Source organism: Micromonospora sp. SD12 (assembly GCF_052068495.1).
Lineage (GTDB): Bacteria > Actinomycetota > Actinomycetes > Mycobacteriales > Micromonosporaceae > Micromonospora > Micromonospora echinofusca.
In genome coordinates, this window is record NZ_JBQHDF010000001.1 from 581,125 (window position 1) to 607,089 (window position 25,965).

General features: G+C 71.5%; 21 protein-coding genes and 1 pseudogene. 11 read left to right on the top strand and 11 right to left on the bottom strand.

The genetic code is table 11. The annotated features are described in order from the left end of the window. Window positions 1-196 precede the first annotated feature (196 nt). The 3 genes from ACTMS2_RS02760 to gyrB all read right to left on the bottom strand — a co-directional run bounded on the left by ACTMS2_RS02760 (window position 197) and on the right by gyrB (window position 5,710). Window positions 197-1,108: a DUF3566 domain-containing protein gene (locus tag ACTMS2_RS02760; RefSeq protein WP_441173899.1), complete on the bottom strand. Its 912-nt coding sequence runs from the start codon at window positions 1,106-1,108 to the stop codon at window positions 197-199. A 4-nt stretch (window positions 1,109-1,112) separates the two neighbouring features. After that, window positions 1,113-3,632, bottom strand: a complete 2,520-nt coding sequence (gyrA, locus tag ACTMS2_RS02765; RefSeq protein ID WP_357866783.1) for a DNA gyrase subunit A — start codon at window positions 3,630-3,632, stop codon at window positions 1,113-1,115. Between the two features lie 131 nt (window positions 3,633-3,763). Next, complete coding sequence (gyrB, locus tag ACTMS2_RS02770) at window positions 3,764-5,710, bottom strand: DNA topoisomerase (ATP-hydrolyzing) subunit B (RefSeq protein ID WP_441173901.1); 1,947 nt, start codon at window positions 5,708-5,710, stop codon at window positions 3,764-3,766. Between the two features lie 508 nt (window positions 5,711-6,218). Between gyrB and ACTMS2_RS02775 the strand changes: the two genes are divergently transcribed. Further along, window positions 6,219-6,773 (top strand): hypothetical protein, encoded by a 555-nt coding sequence (locus tag ACTMS2_RS02775; protein ID WP_101413461.1) that lies wholly within the window; start codon window positions 6,219-6,221, stop codon window positions 6,771-6,773. On the opposite strand, the gene ACTMS2_RS02780 is transcribed toward ACTMS2_RS02775, so the two are convergent. Then, on the bottom strand, window positions 6,758-7,243 hold the full coding sequence (locus ACTMS2_RS02780; RefSeq protein ID WP_441173903.1) for a MarR family winged helix-turn-helix transcriptional regulator: 486 nt from the start codon (window positions 7,241-7,243) through the stop codon (window positions 6,758-6,760). The genes ACTMS2_RS02775 and ACTMS2_RS02780 overlap by 16 nt on opposite strands. 94 nt (window positions 7,244-7,337) lie before the next feature. Here ACTMS2_RS02780 and ACTMS2_RS02785 point away from each other — a divergent pair, with 94 nt between their 5' ends. Then, window positions 7,338-7,565, top strand: a complete 228-nt coding sequence (locus ACTMS2_RS02785) for a hypothetical protein (protein ID WP_089002785.1) — start codon at window positions 7,338-7,340, stop codon at window positions 7,563-7,565. Window positions 7,566-7,567: 2 nt separating this feature from the next. Here the strand turns inward: ACTMS2_RS02785 and ACTMS2_RS02790 are convergent, their stop codons facing one another. From ACTMS2_RS02790 to dnaA, 5 genes are all read right to left on the bottom strand, one after another. Continuing rightward, window positions 7,568-8,173, bottom strand: coding sequence for a DUF721 domain-containing protein (locus tag ACTMS2_RS02790; protein ID WP_441173904.1), 606 nt, complete (start codon window positions 8,171-8,173; stop codon window positions 7,568-7,570). Continuing rightward, window positions 8,163-9,296: a DNA replication/repair protein RecF gene (gene recF, locus ACTMS2_RS02795; RefSeq protein WP_441173906.1), complete on the bottom strand. Its 1,134-nt coding sequence runs from the start codon at window positions 9,294-9,296 to the stop codon at window positions 8,163-8,165. Before recF ends, ACTMS2_RS02790 begins: the two co-directional genes overlap by 11 nt. 17 nt (window positions 9,297-9,313) lie before the next feature. After that, window positions 9,314-10,186, bottom strand: coding sequence for a phosphogluconate dehydrogenase (NAD(+)-dependent, decarboxylating) (gene gnd / locus ACTMS2_RS02800; protein WP_357717477.1), 873 nt, complete (start codon window positions 10,184-10,186; stop codon window positions 9,314-9,316). Between the two features lie 41 nt (window positions 10,187-10,227). Further along, window positions 10,228-11,361 carry a DNA polymerase III subunit beta gene (dnaN, locus tag ACTMS2_RS02805; protein ID WP_101413456.1) on the bottom strand — a complete coding sequence of 378 codons (1,134 nt, stop codon included), beginning with the start codon at window positions 11,359-11,361 and terminating at the stop codon, window positions 10,228-10,230. 842 nt (window positions 11,362-12,203) lie between these two features. Then, window positions 12,204-14,039: a chromosomal replication initiator protein DnaA gene (dnaA, locus tag ACTMS2_RS02810; RefSeq protein WP_441173907.1), complete on the bottom strand. Its 1,836-nt coding sequence runs from the start codon at window positions 14,037-14,039 to the stop codon at window positions 12,204-12,206. 635 nt (window positions 14,040-14,674) lie between these two features. Here dnaA and rpmH point away from each other — a divergent pair. The 9 genes and pseudogenes from rpmH to ACTMS2_RS02855 all read left to right on the top strand — a co-directional run. Continuing rightward, window positions 14,675-14,812 (top strand): 50S ribosomal protein L34, encoded by a 138-nt coding sequence (gene rpmH / locus ACTMS2_RS02815; protein WP_089002791.1) that lies wholly within the window; start codon window positions 14,675-14,677, stop codon window positions 14,810-14,812. 36 nt (window positions 14,813-14,848) lie between these two features. After that, the gene (gene rnpA, locus ACTMS2_RS02820; RefSeq protein WP_363892004.1) at window positions 14,849-15,265 is read left to right on the top strand and encodes a ribonuclease P protein component; all 417 of its coding nucleotides are present in this window, start codon (window positions 14,849-14,851) and stop codon (window positions 15,263-15,265) included. Window positions 15,266-15,309: 44 nt separating this feature from the next. After that, window positions 15,310-15,549 carry a membrane protein insertion efficiency factor YidD gene (gene yidD / locus ACTMS2_RS02825; RefSeq protein ID WP_231926251.1) on the top strand — a complete coding sequence of 80 codons (240 nt, stop codon included), beginning with the start codon at window positions 15,310-15,312 and terminating at the stop codon, window positions 15,547-15,549. Between the two features lie 3 nt (window positions 15,550-15,552). Next, entirely contained in the window at window positions 15,553-16,542 is a 990-nt protein-coding gene (yidC, locus tag ACTMS2_RS02830; RefSeq protein ID WP_089002794.1) for a membrane protein insertase YidC, read from the top strand. Window positions 16,543-16,756: 214 nt separating this feature from the next. Beyond that, window positions 16,757-17,347, top strand: coding sequence for a Jag family protein (locus ACTMS2_RS02835; RefSeq protein ID WP_441173908.1), 591 nt, complete (start codon window positions 16,757-16,759; stop codon window positions 17,345-17,347). Window positions 17,348-17,579: 232 nt separating this feature from the next. Then, complete coding sequence (rsmG, locus tag ACTMS2_RS02840; protein WP_441173909.1) at window positions 17,580-18,464, top strand: 16S rRNA (guanine(527)-N(7))-methyltransferase RsmG; 885 nt, start codon at window positions 17,580-17,582, stop codon at window positions 18,462-18,464. A gap of 277 nt (window positions 18,465-18,741) precedes the next feature. Beyond that, entirely contained in the window at window positions 18,742-20,034 is a 1,293-nt protein-coding gene (locus ACTMS2_RS02845) for a ParA family protein (RefSeq protein WP_441173910.1), read from the top strand. A gap of 27 nt (window positions 20,035-20,061) precedes the next feature. Beyond that, a complete protein-coding gene (locus ACTMS2_RS02850; protein WP_441173912.1) occupies window positions 20,062-21,102 on the top strand; it encodes a ParB/RepB/Spo0J family partition protein in 1,041 nt (346 codons plus the stop codon). Between the two features lie 1,470 nt (window positions 21,103-22,572). Beyond that, window positions 22,573-23,167: pseudogene (locus ACTMS2_RS02855) on the top strand (hypothetical protein); the annotation flags it as partial. Between the two features lie 296 nt (window positions 23,168-23,463). On the opposite strand, the gene ACTMS2_RS02860 reads toward ACTMS2_RS02855, so the two are convergent. Both ACTMS2_RS02860 and ACTMS2_RS02865 read right to left on the bottom strand, forming a co-directional pair. Next, the gene (locus tag ACTMS2_RS02860) at window positions 23,464-24,462 is read right to left on the bottom strand and encodes a D-alanine--D-alanine ligase family protein (RefSeq protein WP_441173914.1); all 999 of its coding nucleotides are present in this window, start codon (window positions 24,460-24,462) and stop codon (window positions 23,464-23,466) included. 7 nt (window positions 24,463-24,469) lie between these two features. Beyond that, the gene (locus ACTMS2_RS02865) at window positions 24,470-25,783 is read right to left on the bottom strand and encodes a PLP-dependent aminotransferase family protein (protein WP_441173915.1); all 1,314 of its coding nucleotides are present in this window, start codon (window positions 25,781-25,783) and stop codon (window positions 24,470-24,472) included. Between the last annotated feature and the right edge of the window lie 182 nt (window positions 25,784-25,965).

Consider the following 25,965-nt stretch of genomic DNA (forward strand, 5'->3'; position numbering starts at 1 on the left):
CAAGGTTAACCCATCCGTCCGTCCGGCCCCAAATCGGGGGCCGCCGCGACGTCCGGGTGTTGCCGTCGCCTCTGAACCTACCGGAGGCCTGCCGCCCGGCCCAGCCGATTACGCCGTCCCTGCGACGGGTCGACGCGCCCAGGATGCACGGAAGCCGGGGCGCCGCGCTCGGCGGTGCCCCGGCTTCCGAGGTGGTTCAGTCGCGCTCGGCGAGGGTCAGCTCGATGCCGCCCACCAGGTCCGCGCAGACGTTGTAGACGAACGCCCCGAGCGTGGCGAGCGCCGTGAACAGCACGACGTTGACCAGGCCGATCAGCGCCGAGCTGAGGATCACGCCCTTGGCGGTGATCTGGAAGCCGCTGGTGCTCTGGCCGCCGCCGGCGCTGACCAGGTCGGTCAGGCTGTCGTTGACGCTGGTGAACACGCCCATCGCGTCGAGGGCCAGGTAGAGCACCGAGGTGGCCACCACCACGACGATGAAGAGCACCACCGAGACCGCGAACGCGAACTTCATGACGGACCAGGGGTCGATCCGCTTGAGGTTCAGCCGGGCCCGGCGCGGTCCGCGCGACGCGGCCGAGCTGACCGACGTACGCGCGGCGCGCACCGCGTCACCCACGCGCGCCGCCCCGACGGCGGCGGCGCCACTGATCCCCGGCGGCAGGCCGCCACCGTTGGCGGGACGACCGGCGCCGGTCGGGCGGGCGCCGTCCGACTGCGGCTTCGCGGTACCCGTGACGCGGGGCTGCGTGCCGGTGGCGCCCGTGATCCGCGGCTGTGTGCCGGTGGTGCCGGTCGACTGGGCGGCACCGACCTTCAGCGGCTGTGTCGTCGTCGGTGTGGCGGCGGCCGGCTTGGCGGTGGGGGCCGGCTTGTCGCCCCCCACCGCTTCCGTCCGGTCGGGGGCGTCCCCGTCCTCCGAGGGCTTGTCCGGAGGCGGTGTCATTCCGGGAGCCCGGGTGAATTTCGGGGCAGGCGCGTCGGCGGGGACGGTTGCCCGACCCACGGCCGCGCGGCCGGTCGCTGGTGTGCCGCTCTTCGCGGCCTCCTCGTCGACCGGGGTGGCCGAGGTCCCCGTGTTCCCCGACTTCGCCTGTGTCTCCGTCATTCAACTAGTCCTGTTCGTCAGGCTCGTCGGCATTGCGAGCAATCGCCACGATAGTCACGCCATCCGGGAGGTCCATCAGCTTGACCCCCATTGTGTTCCGGTCACGCGTACGGCGTACAGGCTTCACCGGAGTCCGGATGACACCACCGTTGCTGGTGATCGCGAACAGCTCGTCGTCCGGGTCGATCACCACCGCGCCGACCAGACCACCGCGCCGCTCGGTGATCTTCGCAGTCAGCACGCCCTTACCTCCCCGGCCCTGCACGGGGTATTCCTCGATCGGGGTGCGTTTCGCATATCCCCCGTTCGTGGCCACCAGGACGTCCAGCCCTTCGCGGACGACCTCCATGGCAAGCAGGACGTCGTCCTCGCTGAAGCGCATGCCGATCACGCCCGAGGTGGCGCGCCCCATCGGGCGCAGCGCCTCGTCGCTGGCGTTGAACCGGATCGCCTGCGCGTTCTTCGAGACCAGGAGCAGATCCTCCTCCGGCGCGACGAGCGCCGCCCCGACCAGCTCGTCCTCGTCGCGCAGGTTGATCGCGATGATGCCGCCGGACCGGGGGGAGTCGAACTCCTCGAGCCGAGTCTTCTTCACCAGGCCGTTCTTCGTGGCAAGTACCAGGTAGGGAGCCACCTGGTAGTTCGGAATCTCGATGATCTGCGCGATCTGCTCGTCGGGCTGGAACGCGAGCAGGTTGGCCACGTGCTGGCCCTTGGCCACCCTACTGGCCTCGGGCAGCTCGTACGCCTTCGCCCGGTAGACGCGCCCCTTGTTGGTGAAGAAGAGCATCCAGTCGTGCGTCGAGCATACGAAGAAGTGGCTGACGATGTCGTCCTGCCGGAGGGTCGCCCCGCTGACACCCTTGCCACCGCGGCGCTGGGACCGGTAGAGGTCGACCTTGGTCCGCTTCGCGTAACCCGTACGGGTGATCGTGACCACCACGTCCTCGCGGGCGATGAGGTCCTCCATGGAGACCTCGCCCTCGAACGGCACGATCTTGGTGCGCCGCTCGTCGCCCCACTTGGCGACGATCTCGCCCAGCTCCTCCGAGACGATCCTGCGCTGCCGTTCGGGCTTGGCGAGGATGTCCTTGAGGTCGGCGATCTCCAGCTCCAGCTTGGCCAGGTCGTCCAGGATCCGCTGCCGTTCCAGCGCGGCGAGCCGGCGCAGCTGCATGTCGAGGATCGCGGTCGCCTGGATCTCGTCGATCTCCAGCAGCCGGATCAGGCCCTGCCGGGCGTCCTCGACCGTGGGCGAGCGCCGGATCAGGGCGATGACCTCGTCGAGGGCGTCCAGCGCCTTGGACAGGCCGCGCAGGATGTGCGCCCGCTCCTCGGCCTTGCGCAGCCGGAACGCCGTCCGCCGGCGGATGACGTCGATCTGGTGCTCGACGTAGTAGCGGATGAACTGGGCCAGGTTCAGCGTGCGCGGCACTCCGTCGACCAGTGCCAGCATGTTGGCGCCGAAGGTCTCCTGGAGCTGGGTGTGCTTGTAGAGGTTGTTCAGCACCACCTTGGCGACCGCGTCGCGCTTGAGCACGAGCACGATCCGCATGCCCGTACGCCCGGAGGACTCGTCGCGGATGTCGGCGATGCCGGCGAGCTTGCCCTCCTTGATCAGCTCGGCGATCCGCTCGGCCAGGTTGTCCGGGTTCACCTGGTAGGGCAGCTCGCTGACGACCAGGCAGGGGCGGCCCCGCTTGTCCTCCTCGACCTCCACCACGGCGCGCATCCGGATCGACCCGCGCCCGGTGCGGTACGCGTCCTGGATCGCCTGGGTGCCCACGATCAGGCCGTGGGTGGGGAAGTCCGGCCCCTTGACGATCTCCAGCAGCGCGTCGAGCGTGGTGGCCTCGTCCTCCTCCGGGTGCTCCAGGCACCACTGCACGGCCGCGCCGATCTCGCGCAGGTTGTGCGGCGGGATCTTGGTGGCCATGCCGACCGCGATGCCCTCGGAGCCGTTGACGAGGAGGTTCGGGATCCGCGACGGCAGGATGGTGGGCTCCTTGGCCCGGCCGTCGTAGTTGTCCTGGAGGTCGACGGTGTCCTCGTCGATGTCCCGCAGCATCTCCATGGCCAGCGGGTCGAGCTTGCACTCGGTGTACCTCATGGCCGCAGCCGGATCGTTTCCGGGCGAGCCGAAGTTGCCGTTGCCGTCGACCAGGGGGTAGCGCAGCGACCAGGGCTGCGCCATCCGGACCAGCGCGTCGTAGATCGCCGAGTCGCCGTGCGGGTGGAATTGACCCATCACGTCGCCGACCACGCGGGAGCACTTCACGTAGCCCCGGTCCGGCCGGTAGCCGGAGTCGAACATGGCGTAGAGAATCTTGCGGTGGACCGGCTTGAGCCCGTCCCGGACGTCCGGCAGCGCCCGCCCGACGATGACGCTCATCGCGTAGTCGAGGTAGGAGCGCTGCATCTCCACCTCGAGCCCGACCGGTTCGATGCGGTCGTGCGCGACGACGGCGGCGATGGTCTCGGGGACCTCGGGCTCGTTGGGTGTGGACTCGGGGATATCGGTCACTTGTTAACCCTTATCAGACTCAGAGTCGTTTTCGTGCTGTGGATAACGGCTGTGGATACCGGCCGCGCTGTGGATAACTCTGTGGATCGGTGGGCCGGCCGGTGGATGACCGGCCGGCCCGCCGAGGTCCGTCAGATGTCCAGGAACCGGACGTCCTTGGCGTTGCGCTGGATGAACGAGCGGCGCGCCTCGACGTCCTCACCCATCAGCACGCTGAACAACTCGTCGGCGGTGGCCGCGTCGTCGAGCGTGACCTGACGCAGCGTACGCGTCGCCGGGTTCATCGTGGTCTCCCACAGTTCGGGGTAGTTCATCTCGCCGAGACCCTTGAAGCGCTGGATGTCGTCCGGCTTCGCGTTGGGCTTCTTCTGCTGGCGCAGCGTGATCAGGCCGTCGCGCTCGCGGTCCGAGTACGCGTACTGCGCGTCGTCGCCGCGCTTGTTCCACTTGATCTTGTAGAGCGGCGGGGCGGCCAGGTAGACGTGCCCCATCTCGACCAGCGGGCGCATGAAGCGGAAGAGCAGCGTGAGCAGCAGCGTCTGGATGTGCTGGCCGTCGACGTCAGCATCGGCCATCAGCACCACCTTGTGGTAGCGCAGCTTCTCCATGTCGAAGTCGTCGTGGATGCCGGTGCCCAGCGCGGTGATCAGCGCCTGGACCTCGTTGTTCTTCAGCACCCGGTCGATCCGGGCCTTCTCCACGTTGAGGATCTTGCCCCGGATCGGCAGGATCGCCTGGGTACGCGGGTCGCGCCCCTGCTTGGCCGAGCCGCCGGCCGAGTCGCCCTCGACGATGAAGACCTCGGACTCGCGCGGGTCGGTGGACTGACAGTCGGCCAGCTTGCCCGGCATCGAGCCGGACTCCAGCAGGGACTTGCGCCGGGCCAGCTTGCGCGCCTGCTGCGCGGCGATCCGGGCCCGGGCGGCCTGGGACGCCTTCTGGATGATGATCTTCGCCTCGGCCGGGTTGCGGTCGAACCAGTCGACCAGCCACTCGTTGCAGACGCGCTGCACGAAGCTCTTCACCGGGGTGTTGCCCAGCTTGGTCTTGGTCTGGCCCTCGAACTGCGGGTTGGCCAGCTTGACCGAGATGATCGCGGCCAGGCCCTCGCGGATGTCCTCACCGGAGAGCTTCTCGTCGCCCTTGAGCAGCTTCTTGTCGGTGCCGTAGCGGTTGACGACGCTGGTCAGCGCGGCCCGGAAGCCCTCCTCGTGCGTACCGCCCTCGTGGGTGTTGATCGTGTTGGCGAAGGTGTAGACCGACTCGCCGTACGACTCGTTCCACTGCATGGCGATCTCGACCGACATGCCCTCCTCCTCGGCGCCGAACTCGACCACGGTCTTGTGGATCGGGTTCTTCGAGGCGTTGAGGTGCCGGACGAAGTCGGCGATGCCGCCCTTGTAGCAGAAGGTGACCTCGCGCTGGCGGCCGTCCTCCTCCTCCGGGACCCGCTCGTCGAGCAGGTGGATGGTGAGGCCCCGGTTGAGGAAGGCCATCTCCTGGATCCGCCGGTAGATCGTCTGGAAGTCGAAGTCGACCGTCTCGAACACGTCCGGGTCGGGCCAGAAGGCGACCGCGGAGCCGGTCCGGTCGGTCGACTCGCCCTTCTCCAGCGGGGTCGGCTTGGAGTTGTGGTACTGCTGCCGCCAGACGGAGCCGGACTTGTGGATCTCCACCGCCATCTTCGTGGAGAGGGCGTTCACCACGGAGACGCCGACGCCGTGCAGACCGCCGGAGACCGCATACGCCTTGCCGTCGAACTTGCCGCCCGCGTGCAGCACGGTCAGCGCCACCTCGACACCCGGCTTCTTCAGCTTCGGGTGCAGGTCGACCGGGAAGCCCCGGCCGTTGTCGGTGACCCGGACGCCGCCGTCGGCGAGCAGCACCACGTCGATGGTGTCGCAGTGGCCGGCCAGCGCCTCGTCCACCGCGTTGTCGACGACCTCCCACACCAGGTGGTGCAGACCGCGCTCACCGGTGGACCCGATGTACATACCGGGGCGCTTCCGGACCGCCTCCAGCCCCTCGAGAACGGTGATCGACCCGGCGCCGTACTCCTGCTTGTCCTGCGCTGCCACCTTCGGCCACTTTCTCGCGCCGTCCGCACCTGGTGGCGCGTCGGGCGCGGGTTCGGCGGACAGGACGCGACGTCGGCGCGCGGACCGACACCGGGGACAATTCCGGGGTGCGGGTCGAACGCGCCGGTCGCCGCGGTTGCCCGCGGATCGCGATCGGCTCGACCCGACGTGGACAATGATCGCGGGCCCCGCTCCGGGCCCGTGTCTCGTCGCTCCGCACCGGGTCTTCGTCTCAGGGTCAATCTTACTGTGCGCGGACGACAGAACCACCACTCGGCACCCCCTGCGAGGCGGCTGAGACCGACGTAGCCGCCCGAACCGCGCCGCCCACGACTCCCCCTACACGCCAGGGGGCGTTCGGGGGCGCCGCCGCCTGACGATCGGTGCCGGCCGGACGGCCGGAGACGCGACCGCCGCCACGCCGCAGGCCCGGCCTTGATCTTTTCCGGCCGGAACCGGACGATCGAGCCGATAGGAACTACCCGTGCTCTCGAAGAGGTGACGCCAGATGGGGCTGGACAACGTCGCGGTGCAGTGGCCGCGGACCGGCCGCTTCTACGACCCGGTCGCGCCGGCCGAGTTCGTCGACTTCGGCGACATCGTCGACATGCCCCGCATCTCCGCGCCCACGGCGGCGCTCGCCGAGCTGATCGCCAAGACCGGCACCGTGCGGGCGACCGCGTACACCGAGCTGGTCGACCTGCTGCTCGGCCTCGAGGGTGTGCTCTACGCCACGGACGCGGCGGCCGAGGACGAGGACCCGGTAATCGATCCCGACGGCTGCGCCTGGGTCGCCGGCGGCATCGAGCGGTTCGTGGCGGGCCACCGTCCGCACGGCGAGGCCGTCACCTTCGAGTCGGTGAGCACGGTGCTGCGGTCGCTGCTCGCCGACGGGCGGTTGGCCGAGCAGCAGTTGCGCTGGCTCGACAGCCGCCTGGACGCGCTACGCGACGAGAGCGGCGAGCCGCCGCAGTGGAACTTCACCTGCGCCGAACTGGCCGTGCTGGCCGCCTTCTACCGGCGCTGCGCCGACCGCGGCTTCGCCGTCTACGCCGACGCCTGAGTTCCTGAGGTGGCGCCGGACCCGCCCGCGCGGTTGGCGGCGTCGATGACCCGGGTCAGCACGGTGTGCAGGTGGCGCAGCTCCTCGACCGGCATGCCGAGCCGTTCGACGATCGCGGGCGGGATCCGCTCGGCCCGCTCCCGCAGGGCCTGGCCGGCGGCGGTCAGCGTCACCGCGAGGCTCCGCTCGTCTGCGGGGTCGCGCTCGCGCCGGACGTAGCCGGCCGCCTCCAGCCGCTTGAGCAGCGGCGAGAGGGTGCCGGGATCGAGCTGGAGCAGCCGGCTGAGGTCGCGTACGGACAGCGGCGCGTGCTGCCAGAGCGCGAGCATCACCAGGTACTGCGGATGGGTCAGCCCCATCGGTTCCAGCAGGGGCCGGTAGACCGCGACGACGCCGCGCGCGGCGACGGAGAGCGCGAAGCACACCTGCTGTTCCAGCGCCAGGGGATCCCCGTCGGGCTGGTCGGTCACGGACCCACCTCCTCGTCGTCGTTGCGAGCGTACCAATGATTGGTGTACCAATGTTTTGTAGACCAACCGTTCAGCGCGCACCGGAGGCCAGGCGATGACCGAGGAGAAGCCCACCCCGAAGGCCCCCGGCGAGGGCGGACGCCTGATGGCCTGGGCGTTCCGGCGCCTCGCGGGCCCGCCCGAGGTGCAGGGCGCGGTGCAGGGCGGCTCCAACCACGCCCGGGAGGCATGGAAGCAGGACCTGGAGCGGCGCAAGCAGTGGAGCCGCGAGCAGCGGGAACGCAAGCGCGCCGAGCGGGAGGCCCGGCGCGAGGGACGCTAGCGTCAGCCGTAGGTGTCGCGTGGGCCTCGGCCACGGACCCGGCGCGGGCCCTTCGACCAGGACGGCGCGGCGGGGCCGTGGATGTGCAGCTTGCGCACCACGTTGTGGCCGACCTCGCTGGCGATCTGCTTCAGCAGTGAGCCGGCCAGCAGGCGCAGTTGGGTGGCCCACGCGGTCGAGCGGGCCTCCACGGTCAGCTCGCCGTCCTCCAGCTTCACCGGCCGGCTGTGCTGGGCCACCTCCGGGCCGACCACCCGCTCCCAGGCGCCGAACACCGTCGCCTCGGCCGCCGGCTGCTGCCAGCCGCGTGCCTTCACGAGCCGGTTGAGCACCGCACCGAGCGGCTGCGGGTCGCGCGGGTCCGGCCCCGGGCCGGAGTAGCCCCGCAGGCGCCGCTGGCCGCCCTCGCCGTCGCCTCCCCCGCCGGGGGCACGCCGGCGCGTGCGGGCCGCCGCGTCCCGGCGCGCCTTCGCCGCGTCCAGCACCGCCCGCGCCAGCTCCGGGCCGCTCGCCCCGGCCGCCGGTTCGCCGCCGGGCTCCCCGCCGGGCGGTGCGCCACCGCGGCCGGGGCCGAGGCGGGCCGGCGGAAGCTGCTGCTCATCCGACACGCCGCACCGTCCCCTCGCCCACCGCGTACCGGGTGCCGCGCAGGGACACCGGCACGTCCTCGTCGACCGCGCAGGTCACGAGCAGCTGGCTCGCCCCGCCGACCAGCTCCGCCAGCCGCTCCCGCCGTCCGGCGTCCAGCTCGGCGAAGACGTCGTCGAGCACCAGCACCGGCTCGATGCCGTCGGAACGCAGCAGGTCGTAGCCGGCGAGCCGCAGAGCCAGGGCGTACGACCAGGACTCGCCGTGGCTCGCGTAGCCCTTGGCGGGCAGCGGCCCCAGGGTCAGCGCCAGCTCGTCGCGGTGCGGGCCGACCAGGGTGGTGCCCCGCTCCACCTCGGCGGCGCGGGACTCGACGAGCGCGGCGGTCAGCGCCGCCGCCAGCGCCTCCCGGTCGGTGGTGGGCTCCGCCAGCTCCACCGACGGCCGGTACGCGATCCCGGCGGCACCCCGTCCCGCCGCCACCGCGTCGTACGCCTTCGTCACGTGCGGGCCCAGCGCGGCGACCAGTTCGAGCCGGCCGGCGAGCAGCTCGGCGCCGTGCCGGGCCAGGTGCGTGTCCCACACCGCCAGGGTCGACAGGTCCCCGCCGCGCGACCCACCCGTCTTGCGGGCCAGGTACGCGGTGCGCAGCAGTGCGTTGCGCTGCTTGACCACCCGCTCGTAGTCGGCGCGCACCCCGGCGTAGCGGGGCTGGCGGCTGACCAGCAGGTCGTCGAGGTAGCGGCGGCGCTCGGCCGGGTCGCCCCGGACGAGTTCAAGGTCCTCCGGGGCGAACAGCACGAGCCGCAGCGCGCCGAGTACGTCGCGCGCCCGACGGGCCGGCGAGCGTCCCAGCCGGGCCCGGTTGGCCTTGCCCGGCACGATCTCCAGCTCGATCAGCAGCTCGCGGCCCTCGTGCACGACCGCGCAGCGGATCACCGCCGAGGCGGCGCCCATCCGGACGAGGGGGGCGTCCGTGGCGACCCGGTGCGAATCCAGGGTCGCCACGTAGCCCAGCGCCTCGACCAGGTTCGTCTTGCCGACGCCGTTGGCGCCGGTCAGGACGTTGGCCCCCGGCTCCAGGTCGACGCCGACCCGCTCGTACGAGCGGAAGTCGACCAGTTCGAGCCGGCGGACGTACACAGGTGCGTGGATTCCCGTCAGCGCTTGTGGACGGCGTGACCGCCGAACTGCTGACGCAGCGCGGCGACGGCCTTCATGGCCGGCGAGTCGTCCTGGCGGGAGGCGAAGCGGGCGAAGAGCGAGGCGGTGATCACGTTGAGCGGCACGGCGAGCCGGACCGCCTCGTCGACCGTCCAGCGGCCCTCGCCCGTGTCCTCCGTGTAGCCGCTCAGCTCGGCCAGCTCCGGGTCCTCGTCGAGTGCCCGGTCCAGCAGGTCGAGCAGCCAGGAGCGCACCACGGTGCCCTCGCGCCAGGACTTGAACACCCCCGGCACGTTGGTGACCAGCTCGGACTTGGCCAGCAGCTCGTAGCCCTCGGCGTAGGCGTGCATGAGGCCGTACTCGATGCCGTTGTGCACCATCTTGGCGTAGTGCCCGGCGCCGACCGGCCCGGCGTGCACGAAGCCGAACTCGCCCTCCGGCTTCAGCGACTCGAAGATCGGCATCAGCCGGTCGACGTGCTCCTGGGCGCCGCCGACCATCAGCGCGTAGCCGTTCTGCCGGCCCCAGACGCCGCCGGAGACGCCGACGTCGATGTAGCCGATGCCACGCTCGTTGAGCCGCTCCGCCCGCGGTGCGTCGTCGCTGAAGCGGGAGTTGCCGCCGTCGATGATGATGTCGCCCTCGCCGAGGATGCCGGCGAGTTCGTCGATGGTCGCGTCGGTGACCCCGGCGGGGACCATGACCCAGACCGCGCGGGGGGACTCCAGCTTCTCCGCCAGCTCCGCCAGGGTCGCAACATCGCTCAGCTCCGCGTTGTGGTCGAAGCCGACCACCTCGTGCCCGGCGGCGCGCAACCGCTCGCGCATGTTGCCGCCCATCCGGCCGAGCCCTACCAGGCCGAGCTGCATGTGTTCCTACCTCCGTGCGTCGGGGTCTTCTCGGGATGCGATCAGCGGGAGACGCGGATCGGCATGATGAGGTACCGGTACCCGGGGATGACCTCGCCATCCTCGCCGGCGGGCGAAATCACCGCGGGCTTGAAGGCGTCGACGAACGAGAGCACGGCGAACTGGGCCCCCAGGTTGGTCAGGCCGTCGATCAGGTACTGGGGGTTGAAGCCGATCGTCAGCGGGTCGCCCGTGAAGGTGGCCTCCATGGCCTCGCTGGCCCGCGCCTCCTCGGTGCCGCCGGCCTCGACCACCAGGCCGTCGGCGCTGAAGCTGAGCAGCACCGGGGTGGTCCGCTCGGCCACCAGGGCGACGCGCTTGACGACCTCGATCAGGGTGCTGACGGGCACCCGCGCCTCGGCGTTGTGGCTGGCCGGGAAGAGCGAGCGCACCGGCGGGTAGTTCGCCCCGTCGAGCAGCCGGCTGGTGGTGCGCCGGGTGCCGCCGGCGAAGCCGATCATCCCCTCGCCGCTCTTGCCCTGGGACAGCGCCATGGTGACCTGGCCGCCGATCGGGCCGAGGGCCTTGGCGGTGTCGTTCAGGGTCCGGGCCGGCACGAGGGCGTTGATGCTCACCTCGGGGTCGTCCGGGTTCCACTCCATCTCGCGCAGGGCCAGCCGGTAGCGGTCGGTGGCGAGCATGGCCAGCGTGCCGCCGGAGAGCTCGATGCGTACGCCGGTCATCATCGGCAGCGTCTCGTCGCGGCCGGCGGCCACGGCGACCTGGGCGACCGCCGAGGCGAACGCGGCGGCGTCGACGGTTCCGGCGCTCTCCGGCATCTCCGGCAGGGACGGGTAGTCCTCGACCGGCATGGTGGGCAGGGTGAACCGGGCGCTGCCGCAGACCAGTTCGAGGTGGGCGCCGACGGCGGCGATGTCCACCGGCTTGGCCGGCAGCGCCTTGGTGATCTCGGCGAGCAGCCGGCCGGAGACCAGGGCGGCGCCGTCGGCGTCCCCCTGCACCTCGACGGTGACCTGGCTGGAGACCTCGTAGTCGAAGCCCGAGACCTGCAGGTGGCCGTCGGTGACGCGCAGCATCACGCCCGCGAGCACCGGTACGGACGGCCGGTTGGGCAGGCTCTTCGCGGTCCAGGCCACGGCCTCGGCGAGCGCGTCGCGCTCCACTCGGAACTTCATCAATGCCTCCGCGTCGACGTCAGCGACAACTCTCTCATGCCGACCGCTGCCTACCGACCCGCCTGTCCGTGCGGGTACCCATCGCACCTTAGGGCGCGTGGGCATCGGCTGTGCGCCCGACCCCGTGGACTTCTGGTGCCGGGAGGCCGTCCACGACGGCGTTCCGGCCAATCCACAGGAAGTCCAACGGTGATGATTGGTTTTTGTTCTCTTAGAAGAGATAACTCGTCATCTTCATCGCACCTGTGCAAACTGTGGAGAACCCGCGTTTGCGCAGCTCAGACACGTTATCCACCGGTGGTTTACCTGTGGAGAACCCGGGGTACAACTCGTGTCCCGGTCCACAGGCGGTCGGCGCCCCCAGGTTGTCCACCGTCGTCCACCGGTTATCCACCGGTTATCCACCGACTTTCTCCCCAGACCTGTGGACAGGCGGAAGCCGTGCCGACGGCGTCATCCCCAGAACCTTCAACAGGTTTCCCACAGGCCCACCGTCGTCGGTGGACAACGAGCCGGTTGTCCCCAGGCGTCCACAGCTCGTCCCCAGGGTTTGTCCACAACCTGTGGGTAACCGGGGCGTGGACGGATCGTAGTTTCCCACAGGCTGTGGATGACGAGTTGTGGACAACGATCCGGGCTGTGTACGGACACGGGCTCGATGCTGTGGCCTACACCATGTCGAGGGTCAAGCCGGACGGGCTGTGGAGAACGAAGAAACGCCCGACCGGTGGTCCGGCCGGGCGCCTCCGTGGCCCCTCTCCGCCGCGCGGGCGGCGGGCATACGCGATCGACAGCGTGCGTGCGGCGCACCTGACGCCGCGCGGCGACCTGTCGGGCGTCGCTCAGGTGTTCTGCTTGATCCGGTTGGTCAGCTCCGCGATCTGGTTGTAGAGCGAGCGCCGCTCGGCCATCTGCTGACGGATCTTGCGGTCGGCGTGCATGACCGTGGTGTGGTCCCGGCCGCCGAAGGCCTGCCCGATGCGGGGCAGCGACAGGTCGGTCAGCTCCCGGCACAGGTACATGGCCACCTGGCGGGCGTTCACCAGCACCCGGGAGCGGGAGTGGCCGCGCAGGTCCTCCAGGCTCACCCCGAAGTAGTCCGCCGTGGAGACCATGATCTGGTCGGCGGTGATCTCGGGCCCGGCGCCGTCGGGGATGAAGTCCCGCAGCACCTCCTCGGCCAGCGACAGCTCGACCGTCGAGCGGGTCAGGCTGGCGAACGCCGTGACCCGGATCAGCGCGCCCTCCAGCTCCCGGATCGAGTTCGACACCCGCGAGGCGATGAACTCCAGCACGTCCGGCGGCGCGTAGAGGCGCTCCTGCGCGGCCTTCTTCTGCAGGATCGCGATCCGGGTCTCCAGGTCGGGCGGCTGGATGTCGGCGAGCAGCCCCCACTCGAAGCGGGTACGCAGCCGGTCCTCCAGGGTCGCGAGCTGCTTCGGCGACCGGTCCGAGGTGATCACGATCTGCTTGTTGGCGTTGTGCAGGGTGTTGAAGGTGTGGAAGAACTCCTCCTGCGTACGCTCGCGGTTCTCCAGGAACTGGATGTCGTCGATCAACAGGATGTCGACGTCGCGGTAGCGCCGCTGGAACGCACTGGTCTTGTCGTCCCGGAGCGAGTTGATGAAGTCGTTGGTGAACTCCTCGGTCGAGACGTACCGGACCGAGCGGGCGTTGCCCAGCGTCGTGGCGTAGTGCCCGATGGCGTGCAGCAGGTGCGTCTTGCCCAGCCCCGAGCTGCCGTAGATGAACAGCGGGTTGTACGCCTTCGCGGGCGACTCGGCGACCGCCACGCTCGCGGCGTGGGCGAAGCGGTTGGACGAGCCGATGACGAACGTCTCGAACATGTACTTGGGGTTGAGCCGGTTGCCGCCGCTGTCGGCGCCGGGCAGCCGGCGGTCGTCCCGGCCACCGGGCCGATGGTGATCCGCGCCACCGCGTCCGGGCCCGCTGTCGGTGCCGGTGTCGCGGGGCAGCGCCCGGATGACGTGCTGGTCGCGGGGGGAGACGGCGTCCTCGCGGTAGCGGGGCTCGTAACCCCGGGCGTCGGCGGCCGGCGGGTCCAACCGGGCGGCCTGCTCGTCGTAGCCCCGGCGCTCGCCCGGGTGCCGGGGCGGCGCCGACCGGTCCGGCGGCTCGGCGAAGTGGGTGCTGAACAGGGCCTCCTGCCCGCCCCGGTCGCCGGGCCGGTGCCCCTCGTCGCCCGGCGCCGGGCCGTCGGGGCGACGCTGGGGGTGCGCCTGCTCGGGGATGAGCGGCGGCTGCCCGCCGTCGAAGGCCCCGCCGTCGCGCTGACCGACCATCCCGTCGAAGCCGGCCGGCGCGTCGACGTGGTCGAGCGGCCCGCCGTCGTGGTCGGCGGGCCCGGACTCGGGGACGCTGCGGTAGACGGTCCCCGCCGGGCGGCCGGAGCCGTCCTCGGGCACGCGGACGGTCACCGCGACCTGGATCGGCCGACCCAGCCGGCGGGTGAGCGCCTCCGTGATCGCCGGGCGCAGCCGCGACTCGATCACGTCCCGGGTGAAGGCGTCCGGGACGGAGAGCAGCGCGGTGTCCTCGACGATGGCCCGCAGCCGGGTCAGCCGCAGGTACGCCCGCTGCTGCGCGGAGATGATCTCGTCGGCGAGTTCGTCGGTCGTTGCTGTCCACACCGCGGCAAGGTCGGTCGTACCGGTCACCGTCGTGCCACCCCCCTCGCCTCTGCTGCGCCGACGCCGCCGTCATCTCCGGTCGGCCGTCCCCGGACCCGCCGCGTACGCGCGGGTGGAACGACACCCACCGGGCGACCGACCGGTCCTCGTCCACAAGTTATCCACAGCCTGTGTACGCACCGATTGTGGCCGCCCGCCGGACGCGGGTCGGACCTGCCCCCTGCCTGGACGGGCGCTGAAGCGGGTTCACCGTGCCGAACGATTCACTACCTTGTCCGGTCTTGCCCGCCGGCGACGACCGGACCTTTCGACGCTGACCGCAATCGGGCACGGTAACAGCGTTGTCGGCACGCCATCAACCGCCGACGCGCGGCGACCCTTGGCAACATCAGCGAAAACCGCCGCATCGGTCGCCCACGGGGCCCGGTGTCCGCCCTGCTGGAGGTGTTTGACGGTGGTTGCCGCCCTGCGTAGGCTGGAACGGCTGCTCTCTCGCCCTCTGCTAGGGTGATAGGTGCTTGCTGTCCGCGGTCGCTTCCCCGCATCGCCGAGGTCCCGCGCCGCCGGGCAGCACCGATCGGGGGCCACCGCCGAGGTGGCCTGGACCACCACACGATCCCGGCGACCCCTCGCCCGGGGCGTACGAAAACGGAGAGCCTGACGTGAGCAAGCGCACCTACCAGCCGAACAACCGCCGGCGCGCGAAGACCCACGGCTTCCGGCTGCGCATGCGCACCCGTGCCGGCCGCGCCATCCTTTCGACCCGTCGTTCCAAGGGCCGCGCCCGCCTGTCGGCCTGAGGCCGACCGGGTCAGGTCCGGGGGACGTGGGCAGTCGTGCTGGCGGCCGCACAGCGACTGCGGCGCAGCACTGACTTCGCCGCAGCGGTCCGGGGTGGCCGACGCGCCGGCCGTGGTGCCGTCGTCGTCCACCTGAGCCAGCCGACGACCCCCGAACCCGCGACAGCAACCTCGCCGGAGCCGGCGCGGAGCATCGGTACGGAGCAACCCTCCGCACCGGCCCGCGCCGGCTTCGTCGTGTCCAAGGCCGTCGGGAACGCCGTGGTCCGCAACCGGGTCCGCCGTCGCCTGCGACACCTGGTCCGCGAGCGGCTGGCCGCCCTGCCCGCCGGCAGCACCCTGGTCGTACGGGCGCTGCCCGCCGCGGCCGACACGTCGTACCCGCGACTCGGTGCCGATCTGGACGCGGCGATCGCCGCCGCGAAGGCACCCCGCGGACGGCGGTCCCGGTGACCACCGGAGCGACCGGGCCCCGGCCCGCGACGATCGGTGCCCGGGTGCTGAGCGGGCCGATCGTCGCGTACCGTCGGTGGATAAGTCCGGCTCTGCCGGCCCGCTGCCGGTTCTACCCGTCGTGCAGTGCCTACGCCCTGGAGGCGGTGGCGGTTCACGGCGCGATCCGGGGAGCGGGCCTGACGGCCCGGCGGTTGTTGCGCTGCCACCCCTTCCACCCAGGTGGACACGACCCGGTGCCGGAGCCGGGCGGCCGCCGCCGTGCCGATGTGACTGGAGCCTGAGAATTGAGTCTCGACTGGATCTACTACGCGATTTCGTGGATCCTGCTGGCCTGGCATGGGGCCTGGGACGCCATCGGGGTGCCGGACGCGGCGGTGATCGGCACCAACTGGGCCTGGATCCTCGCCATCGTCTTCCTCGTGGTCACCGTCCGGGTGATCCTCTTCCCCGTCTTCGTCAAGCAGATCAAGTCGCAGCGGGCGATGCAGGCCCTCCAGCCGCAGGTCAAGGCGCTGCAGGAGAAGCACAAGGGTGACCGGGAGACGCTCCAGAAAGAGATGATGGAGCTCTATCGGAAGGAAAAGGCCAACCCGCTCATGGGCTGCCTTCCGATGTTCCTCCAGATCCCCGTCTTCCTGGGCCTCTTCCACGTGCTCCGCCGCCTCAACCCGGACAAGAGCGAGGCCGGCAAGACCCTCTACGGCTGGACGCTCGGCCAGTTCGAGAGCGCCTCGGCGGCGAAGCTCTTCACCGCCCCGATCGCCGGCAAGTTCGGCTCCACCGCCGAGGAACTGGCCCGGCTCGGCGCCAACGGCACCACCGTGAAGATCATCGCCGGCATCCTCGTCCTGGTGATGATGGGCACCACCTACCTCACCAGCCGCCAGATGATCCTCAAGACCGGCTGGGCCGAGGACCCGCAGCAGCGGATGATCCAGAAGCTGATGCTCTACGGCATCCCGCTGTCGCTGCTCATCTCCGGCGCCATCTTCCCCATCGGTGTGATCATCTACTGGGTCACGAACAACCTCTTCACCCTGGCGCAGCAGCAGTGGGTGCTGCGGAAGTTCCCGCCGCCGCCCACCGCCACCAGCAAGCCGGGCACCTCGACCCGCAACCCGGTGCAGCCGGCGAAGACGGGCGGTCTGCTCGGCCGCGCCAAGGCGGCCCCCCAGGCCCCGGCGAAGCCGGCCGCGCCCAAGGTCGCCGGCCCCAAGCCGGGCGCCAAGCCGGCCAACCCGAAGAAGAGCCGCCCCGCCAAGCGGCAGGGCTGAGGACATTCGGGCCGCCGTCGGGAGACCGACGGCGGCCCGTTCCGCACCGCGCAGCCGCCGTACGGCCGGCGCCGGGCGGAACCGCCGCGCGCGGCGCGGCCACGGGCGAGACTGCCCGTACGACAGACGTGCCCGTGGGCACCGGCGACCTCCCGCCGGCCCCGGGAAACCAGCGGACCCGACGGTCCGGCCGAGCGAGTACGGAGATGAGACCGTGACCGACACCAGCACCCCCCGCGCCGACGAGTCCCTGGACGAGGAGGGGACCGAGCCGACCGCGGTGAACGGCGAGACCGAGGAGACCGACGAGGAGTCGGGCCCCAAGGAGAAGAAGGCCGTCGGCGAGAGCGAACTGTTCCGGCAGAGCGAGATCGCGGCCGATTACGTCGAGGGCCTGCTCGACATCCTCGACTACGACGGCGACATCGACGAGCTGGTCTCCGGCGGTCGTCCCGTCGTCGAGGTGGTGGGCGGCCGGCTGCAGAACCTGGTCGGCCAGCGCGGTGCCACCCTGGAGGCCCTCCAGGAGCTCGCCCGGCTGGCCGTCTTCCGGCAGACCGGCACCCCGAGCCGGCTGCTGCTCGACGTCGGCGGCTACCGGGCGACCCGCCGCAAGGAACTCGCCGCCGTTGCCAAGAACGCCGTGGAGAAGGTCAAGGAGTACGGCGAGCCCGTACGCCTGGAGCCCATGTCCGCGTTCGAGCGCAAGTGCGTACACGACGTCGTCAACGCGATGAGCGGTGTGGAGAGCGAGTCCGAGGGCGTCGAGCCGAACCGCCGCATCATCGTCCGGCCGGCGGACTGACCGGGTGACCCACGACGACACCACGGCCGGTGCCGTGGACGGCCCGGGTGGCACGCCGCCCGGGCCGTCGCCTGTCCGGCCCGAGCCGCCCGTGAACCCCGACACCTCCGCGCCCCCGACCGGCGCTCCTGAGGCTGCGACGCCGTCCTCGGGCGACGCTCCCGAGGACGCGACGCCGTCCTCGGCCGACGCTCCTTCGGTCCCGATGCCTTCGGCCGACGCTTCCGAGGCCATGCCGTCTTCGGCTGCCGCTCCCGAGGGCCGGCCGTCTTCGGCTGCCGCTCCCGAGGCCGCGTCGTCGCCGGCGGCGGGCCCGGAGGACCCGCCGTCTCCGGGCGACGCCTCCGAGGGCGCGACACCCCCGGCCGGGGCTGCTCAGGACGCGCCCTCCCCGACCGTGGCGGTGCTGCCGCCGGAACTGGCCGGGGCGGCCCGCGCGCTCTTCGGCGACCGGCTGGACCTGGCGGCCGCGTACGCCGAACTGCTCGCCACCGACGGCGTGGTCCGCGGCCTGATCGGCCCGCGCGAGGCGCCCCGGATCTGGGACCGCCACCTGCTCAACTGCGCGGCGGTGGCCGAGCGGATCCCGCAGGGGGCGACGGTCCTTGACGTCGGCTCCGGCGCCGGGCTGCCCGGCCTGGTGCTGGCCATCGCGCGTCCCGACCTGACCGTGACCCTGATCGAGCCGCTCGCCCGCCGCACCTCCTTCCTCATCGAGGCGGTGCAGCACCTGGGCCTGGCGAAGATGGTCCGGGTGTTCCGGGGGCGGGCCGACGAGGCGGCGACCGGCGCGACGGGCGTCGGCCCGTTGAGCGGGGACGTGGTCACGGCGCGCGCTGTCGCGCCGCTGGACCGGCTCTCGACGTGGTGCCTGCCCCTGGCCGTCCCCGGCGGTCGGCTGATCGCCCTCAAGGGCGCGTCCGCGGCCGACGAGATCGCCGAGCACGCGCAGACGGTCGCCCGGCTCGGCGGCGGCGAGCCCGAGGTGCACCGCTGCGGCGAGGGCGTGATCGATCCGCCGACGACGGTGGTGGAGATCGTGCGGGAGCGGATGGTGGGGCCGGCCCGGCCGAAGGCCCCGAAGAGGTCGCGAGGCGGCCGGTCCCGGCGGCGCTGAGTCCCTCTCGGACACCGTTTCGGATGTACGCGATGCCGGCTTCCCGGCCGGCGGTTGCGTCGTTGAACCGGTACGGGTGGACGGAAGGATGAGAACCCGACGTGGACCGGCTGCGCCCGTGAGCCGTAGGCTGGCTGCGCGTCGATAGTGTGGAGCGGGCGGCAACGGACGTTCACCGGTCCCGCCGCTCCCGCCGGGCCGTACGCTCCGCGGTGCGATCGCGTGCGGCCAGTTGACGGGGTGCGGACCGACCATCCGAAGCGGGCAGGGATGACAGGTGCATGACGACGGAAGGCACGACGATCCACGCGTGACGGGGTCAGCGGGCGACCCCGTTTCACGTGAAACCGACTACCCCAACTGGGCGCCCGACGGCCCGTCGCTCCGGCCGCCCGGCTGGGACGCGGCCGTCTGGCCGTCCGACGCCGAGGCGGTTGGACCGGAGCGCCCGGCGACGCGCGCCGCTCCCGACGTGCCGCGCGCCGGCAACTCGGCCGGCGGCCGGGTGGTTCCGATCCGGCGTAACGCCTCGGCCTCGGCCCGTTTCGAGCTTCCCGTGCCGCAGCAGCCCACCCCGGACTCCGTGCCGGACGCGACCCCCGAACCCGTTCACGTCACCGACACGACCGCCGCCCCGGGAGCCAGTGCTGCCGAGGCCGCGTACGTTTCACGTGAAACCCCGACGCGCGAAGAGGATGACCCACCGTTGGCTATGGAGGCGATGCGCGCCGTGCAGATCCTTAATCCGAGTGGCGAGGTGACGATGCCTCGGCCGGAACGGACCCGGGTCATGTGCGTCGCGAACCAGAAGGGCGGCGTGGGGAAGACCACGACCACGGTGAACCTTGCGGTGGCACTCGCCCTGCACGGCAACCGGGTGCTGGTGGTCGATCTCGATCCGCAAGGAAACGCCTCCACCGGGCTGAACGTCCCGCACCACACCGGTGTGCCGGACGTCTACGACTGCCTCATCAACAGCGTGCCGCTGGAGGAGGTCGCCCAGGGCGTCGAGGGCATCCCCAACCTCTGGTGCGTACCGGCGACGATCGACCTCGCCGGCGCGGAGATCGAGCTGGTGTCGGTGGTCGCCCGCGAGTCGCGGCTGGCCCGGGCGATCGCCGCCTACCCCGGCCACTTCGACTACGTCTTCATCGACTGCCCGCCCTCGCTCGGCCTGCTGACGGTCAACGCGCTCGTGGCCGCGCAGGAGGTGCTCATCCCGATCCAGTGCGAGTACTACGCGCTGGAGGGGCTGAACCAGCTCATCAACAACATCAACCTGGTCCGCCAGCACCTCAACCCCAAGCTCGACGTCTCCACCATCCTGCTCACCATGTACGACCGGCGTACCCGGCTGGCCGACGCCGTCGAGCAGGACGTGCGGAACCACTTCGGCGACAAGGTGCTCCAGGCGGTCATCCCCCGCAACGTCCGCGTCTCGGAGGCACCCAGCTACGGCCAGTCCGTGATGACCTACGATCCGGGGTCGCGGGGGGCGACGAGTTACTTCGAAGCCGCCCAGGAGATCGCCGAGCGTGGCGTCAAGGAGCCGGTGGGCCGGAATGCGTAGTGCGGAACTGTCGCTGGGAGGCGTGGCATGAAGAACCGTCCTCGGGGCGGTCTGGGGCGGGGCCTGGGGGCCCTCATCCCGACCGGGCCGGCGCCGACCGCAGTGGTGGAGCCGACCCCCGCCGTAGAACCGCCTGCGACGGCTGAGGCGTCGATCGCCGTCGACGCCCCGGAGGAGTCGGCACCCGTCGTGGCGAGGCCGCCCGCCGCTGTGCAGCCCGAGCCGGAGCCCGTACTCAGCCCCGTCCCGGGGGCCCGGTTCGCCGAGATTCCGGTCGACGCGATCCTGCCGAACCCGAAGCAGCCCCGCCAGGTCTTCGACGAGGACGCCTTGGAGGAGCTGAAGACCTCGATCCAGGAGGTCGGCTTCCTCCAGCCGATCGTCGTACGGCAGCTCGACGACGAGAAGTACGAGCTCGTCATGGGCGAGCGACGCTGGCGGGCCGCGCAGGCCGTCGGGCGGGAGAAGATCCCGGCGATCGTCCGGGACACCCACGACGACGCCATGCTCCGCGACGCGTTGCTGGAGAACATCCATCGGGCGAACCTGAACCCGCTGGAGGAGGCGGCCGCGTACCAGCAACTGCTGGACGAGTTCGGCGCCACCCACGAGGAACTCGCCCGGCGCATCGGGCGGAGCCGGCCGCAGATCTCGAACACCATCCGACTGCTCAACCTGCCCGCGCAGGTCCAGACCCGGGTCGCCGCGGGCATCCTCTCCGCCGGGCACGCCCGTGCGCTGCTGAGCCTCGACGAGGCCGAGGCGCAGGAGCAGCTCGCACGCCGGATCGTCGCCGAGGGGATCTCGGTACGCGCGACCGAGGAGATCGTCGCGCTGGCCCTGAGCGACGGTACGACGAAGAAGGAGGCGGCCAAGCGCCGCCCGAAGCCGCACGCCCCCGCCCTCACAGATCTGGCCGACCGGCTCTCCGACCGGTTCGACACCCGCGTGAAGGTGGACATCGGCCGGAGCAAGGGCAAGATCACCATTGAGTTCGCGACGGTCGACGACCTGGAGCGAATCGTCGGTCTCATCGGCGTCGGCCAGGAGGAGGAGCCGGAGGCCTGACCTGGCCGACGCGCTCCGGCTCTACGGGCGGATCCACGTCGGTTGAACGGCAGACATCGCTGGCCGCGTGACCCTCAGGGTCACGCGGCCGTTCTGTGTCGCCCAGGAGCTGAGTTCACCGTTCCACGAGCCGGCAGCGCTGTTGCGTCGAGCGCGCGGCAACGGATCGCGGAGGTCGGGGCCGTTTCACGTGAAACCGCGCGGGCGGCGCCTGCTGGCTCAGCCGCCGCCGCGACCGTTTCCCGTGAAACGACCCCCGGTTCTGCGGCCCCCGGTTCTGCGGCCCCCGGTTCTGCGGCCCCCGGTTCTGCGGCCCCCGGTTCTGCGGTCGAGAGGGGGGCGGTCGAGAGGGCAACGAGGAGTACGGGCGAGACCCACCCGAGCCGAACTGAGCAGAGGAACGCGAAGCAGTAGCAGGGGCTGCCGAAGGGGACCGCGAGGCCAGCTGCCGGGGCTGTGAGAGCGCGTCGGAGCGCCTCGTGCCGACTCTGGCACCCCGAGGGCCACCCCTGGAGGGCCACCCCTGCGGCTAAGCGGGACCGTTAGCGCTGTGAGGGACGTGTGTCTGCTCGCCAGGATCGAGCCGTAACCCCACTGCCTCATTGACGCACCCTGCCCGGCCCAACTTTCTCGGGTGCTGCCCGATCGGGCCGTCGCCGGGTCTTGGGATGCCAGTCGCACTCATGACTGCTGGCAGAGCGCTCCGGAGGGTCCGGCGCACGCGCACCGACGATCGCAGCATCCTGACGTGAGCTCGGCAGGATGCCCTCCGGCGGTCCTGAACGTAAGACGAGCAACGGCGTCGTGCATCCGTCGCTACGACCCGCCGGAAACGAAGCTGAGAACGGCGACCCCACGGCCGACGACGGTCGGAGCGCGATGGACAGCCATCGGTCGAAGGCCGGAGGCGTCGGACCCGGAGGCGTCGGACTCAGAAGCGTGGACCGGGAGGCGCGGGCTTCGAGGGCGGCGGACTTGGAGACGGCGGATTCGAGGGCGACGGACCCGGCGGCCATGGAGCGGCGATCACGGGATCGGGAGCTCGCTCGGCGGTCGGGAGCGGCGACGACGTGCGACGACGATGACGGTCTCGGTGGTCACGTTCACGGCGAGGACCGAGCGGGGCGAGGGCGAGGACTGGAGCGATGACGAGGTGCGGCCGACGTCGACGGCGTCCGCTGGTTTCACGTGGAACCATACGACCGCTCTCCTGCCCGAAGCAGAGGCTCCGGGCGCCGAAGTTATCCACAGGGGTTATCCACAGGCCACCCCGTTTCACGTGAAACCCCGTGTGGAACAGGGTGACAGCCTGTGGATGACGGCATGTGTCCGGCGTCTCATCAGCCTGTGGGTGCCTGTGCGTGCCTGTGGATAAGTCGCTCCGCGCGCCCACCTCGGGGCCGGAGCGGCATCGCTCCGTGGCGCATTCGGGTAGGGACAGCGGTGCCGGAACCGGTTAGTGTCAGCGTCGTGCAGGACACCCCTCCCTCCGTTCCGGACTTCACCCAGTGGCCGTCCTTCCCCTTCGAGGGCGACCTTCGTGTCAAGCAACTCGATGATCCGGTCCCGGTCGAGCCGCCGCGCAGGGGCGAGGGACTTCGGGAATGCACCGCCTGCAACGCCCCGGACGATGCGTACATCTGGGTGGGCGAGCGATGGCGGGTACGCGCCATGGACCGTCCCACCGGGCTGCCGATGGTGCTGATCCTCGAATCCCGCTCGCATCTGGATCTCGGCGACCTGCCGAACCTGCTCGCCGCCGAACTGGGGGTGATGACCGTACGGCTGGAGCGGGCCATCCGGTCCCTCGACGGGGTGGCCCGGGTGCACGTCAACCGCTGGGGCGACGGCTCGGCGCACCTGCACATGTGGTTCCTCGCCCGGCCCTACGGTCAGCTTCAGTTGCGGGGGACCTTCCTCTCCCTGTGGGATTCCATCCTGCCGCCCATCTCGGAGTCGCAATGGCGAGAGAACCTCGCCATGGTCGCGGCCTGGCTGGCGGAGTTCGGCGGCCGCCCGCTGGCCGAGCCGCCGCGCATCCAGTGGCAGGCGCCCTCCAGCTTCACCGGGCAGTCCCCGGTCGAGGACGAGCCGACGGAGGGCGAGGCGGTGTCCGTGATCGAGTCCGCCGAGGAGGTCCCGCCAGCAGAGGAACCGGGAGACGAGGCGTCCGCCGCGGAAGCCCGAAGGCCGCGCGTCTAGGGCTTGTCCGTCCTGCCTATTCCTCGAACGGGCGCTCGGTGGCTCCGAGCGGGAGGTCCGGCGGGACCGGTCACCGCAGCGTCCCCGGCCGCAGCCGGCTCACGTGCTCAGCTGGTGGGCTCACGACCGATCGGACGAGACCCCGGAGAGAGAGGCCGGTCAGGGGCGCCGGGTCGCGGCGCGGGCCACCAGTGTTCCGAGCATCCTGCCGAAGTCCAGGCCGGCGGCCTGGACCGCGAGCGGCAGCAACGAGGTCTCGGTCATCCCCGGCGAGACGTTGACCTCCAGCACGTGCGGCTGTCCTGCGGAGTCCACGATCAGGTCGACGCGGCTGAGATCGCGCAGGCCCAGTGCGGTGTGCGCGGCCAGCGCGACGTCGGCCACCGCGCCGGCCACCTCCGGCGCCAGCCGTGCGGGCGTGTGCCAGGTCGTCCGGCCGGCGGTGTAGCGGGCCGCGTAGTCGTACACCCCGTTGCGGGGCACGATCTCCACCGCCGGCAGGGCGCGCGGCCCGTCGCCCAGGTCGACCACGGAGACCGCCACGTCCATGCCGGGCACGTACCGCTCGACCAGCGCCGTCGAGTCGTACGCGAAGCAGCCGACCATCGCGGCCGGCAGGGACGCGGCGTCCCGGACCACAGCGGCGCCCAGCCCCGAACCGCCCTGCGTGGGCTTCACCATGAGCGGTAGCCCCAGCCGCTCGACGATCCGGTCCAGTACCGCCACGGCACCCAGCTCGGAGAACCGGTCGTGCGGCAGGGCGACCCAGTCGGGGGTCGGGATGCCCGCCTCGCGGAGCACCGCCTTGGCCGACGGCTTGTCCCACGCCAGCCGCGACGCGCGGGCGTCGCACCCCACGTACGGGATGCCGCAGAGGTCCAGCACGCCGCGCAGCGACCCGTCCTCGCCGGTGGCGCCGTGCAGGGCGATCACGACGGCGTCCGGCGGGTCGGCGTCCAGGGCCGGCAGCAGCGCCACGTCGGCGTCCCGCAGCTCGGCGTCCATGCCGACGGCCCGGAGGGCGTCCAGCACCCGGCGTCCGGACCGCAGCGAGACGTCACGCTCGTAGGAGAGCCCGCCGGCGAGCACCAGCACCCGCAGGTCGGCGGTGGCGGCGGGGTCGGTCACGACGGAACGGTCGGCAGCGGTGGGAACCATGCCGGAATCATGCCAAGTCGGGTCCCGGCGCGTCCGAGCCGGCCTGCCCGCGTCGCGCCCCGGGGCGACCGACCGTGCCGAAGACCCGCCGCATGGCGATGTCCTGCTCCATCACGCCGGCCAGCCGGCGCACGCCTTCGCGGATCCGCTCAGGGGACGGGAACGAGAAGTTGAGCCGCATGTTGCCGGTGCCGGTGCCGTCGGCGTAGAAGCCGGTGCCCGGCACGTACGCCACCCGGGCGGCGATGGCCCGGGGCATCATCGCCTTGGAGTCGAGGCCGTCGGGCAGGGTCGCCCAGACGAAGAGGCCGCCGGCCGGCGTCGTCCAGGTCGTGCCGGCGGGCATCAGGTCGTCCAACGCGGTGAGCATCGCGTCGCGTCGTTCCCGGTAGACCTCGCGGTAGACCTTGAGCTGTTCCCGCCAGGGCATGGTGCCGAGGTAGGTGGAGACGGCGGCCTGCGCGTAGCCGCTCGGGCAGAGGATCTGCGCCTCGCTGGCGATGACCAGCTTGTCGCGGACGGCGTGCGGCGCGAGGATCCAGCCGACCCGCAGGCCGGGTGCGAAGGTCTTGGAGAAGGTGCTGAGGTAGAAGACCCCGTCACGGCGCCGCGCGCGCAGCGGCGCGGGCGCGTCCCCGGCGAAACCCAGCTGACCGTACGGGTCGTCCTCGACCACGAGCAGGCCGGCGCGCTCGCAGATGTCGAGCACCCGCTCCCGCCGCTCCTCGGTCAGCGTCACGCCGGTCGGGTTCTGGTAGGTCGGGATGGTGTAGAGGAACTTCACCCGCCGGCCGGCGCGCGCCTGCTCGGCGATGGCCGCCTCCAGCGCCTCCGGGATCAGCCCGTCGTCGTCCATGGGCACGTGCGCCACCTGGGCCTGGGCGGCCTGGAACACGCCGAGCGCGCCGACGTAGGTGGGGCCCTCGGCGAGCACCACGTCCCCCGGGTCGAGGAAGAGCCGGGCCACCAGGTCGAGGGCCTGCTGACCGCCCACGGTGACCACCACGTCGTCCGGGGAAGCGCCGCACGCGGCGTCGATGCCGGAGAGCGCCATCACCTCGCAGATCCGTTCGCGCAGCTCCAGGGTGCCCTGCCCGATGCCGTACTGGAGGGTGGTGGCACCGTGCTCGGCACCGAGCCGGCCGAGCATCTCGCCGACCGCGTCGAGCGGCAGCGCCGCGATGTAGGGGGCGCCGCCGGCGAGCGAGACCACCTCCGGGCGACTGGCCACCGCGAAGAGCGCGCGGATCTCCGAGGCGGTCATGCCCCGCACGCGGCGGGCGTACCGGTCGGTGTAGTCGTCGAGCGTCGTGCCGGTCATGACATCACCTCGATGGCTGCTCGGGTGGCTCCCGCCCCGGCGTACCCGGGACACCGACGACCATGGCGACGCGGGACGCCGGGTGTCGATCCTAGTCGCCGCCTGCCAGAATGCCACCGTGCCGGCGGCCGGCGTCCACATCGCGGACCCGGCGGGCGCCCCGACGGGAGGGGCATTCGCGC

What these genes read in the sequence shown, in the direction of transcription:
- ACTMS2_RS02760 (WP_441173899.1), bottom strand. Translation starts at nt 1,108, where the DNA reads ATGACGGAGACACAGGCGAAGTCGGGGAACACGGGGACCTCGGCCACC.
- ACTMS2_RS02775 (WP_101413461.1), top strand. Translation starts at nt 6,219, where the DNA reads ATGGGGCTGGACAACGTCGCGGTGCAGTGGCCGCGGACCGGCCGCTTC.
- ACTMS2_RS02785 (WP_089002785.1), top strand. Translation starts at nt 7,338, where the DNA reads ATGACCGAGGAGAAGCCCACCCCGAAGGCCCCCGGCGAGGGCGGACGC.
- gnd (WP_357717477.1), bottom strand. Translation starts at nt 10,186, where the DNA reads ATGCAGCTCGGCCTGGTAGGGCTCGGCCGGATGGGCGGCAACATGCGC.
- dnaN (WP_101413456.1), bottom strand. Translation starts at nt 11,361, where the DNA reads ATGAAGTTCCGAGTGGAGCGCGACGCGCTCGCCGAGGCCGTGGCCTGG.
- rsmG (WP_441173909.1), top strand. Translation starts at nt 17,580, where the DNA reads ATGCCGTCTTCGGCTGCCGCTCCCGAGGGCCGGCCGTCTTCGGCTGCC.
- ACTMS2_RS02850 (WP_441173912.1), top strand. Translation starts at nt 20,062, where the DNA reads ATGAAGAACCGTCCTCGGGGCGGTCTGGGGCGGGGCCTGGGGGCCCTC.
- ACTMS2_RS02860 (WP_441173914.1), bottom strand. Translation starts at nt 24,462, where the DNA reads ATGGTTCCCACCGCTGCCGACCGTTCCGTCGTGACCGACCCCGCCGCC.
- ACTMS2_RS02865 (WP_441173915.1), bottom strand. Translation starts at nt 25,783, where the DNA reads ATGACCGGCACGACGCTCGACGACTACACCGACCGGTACGCCCGCCGC.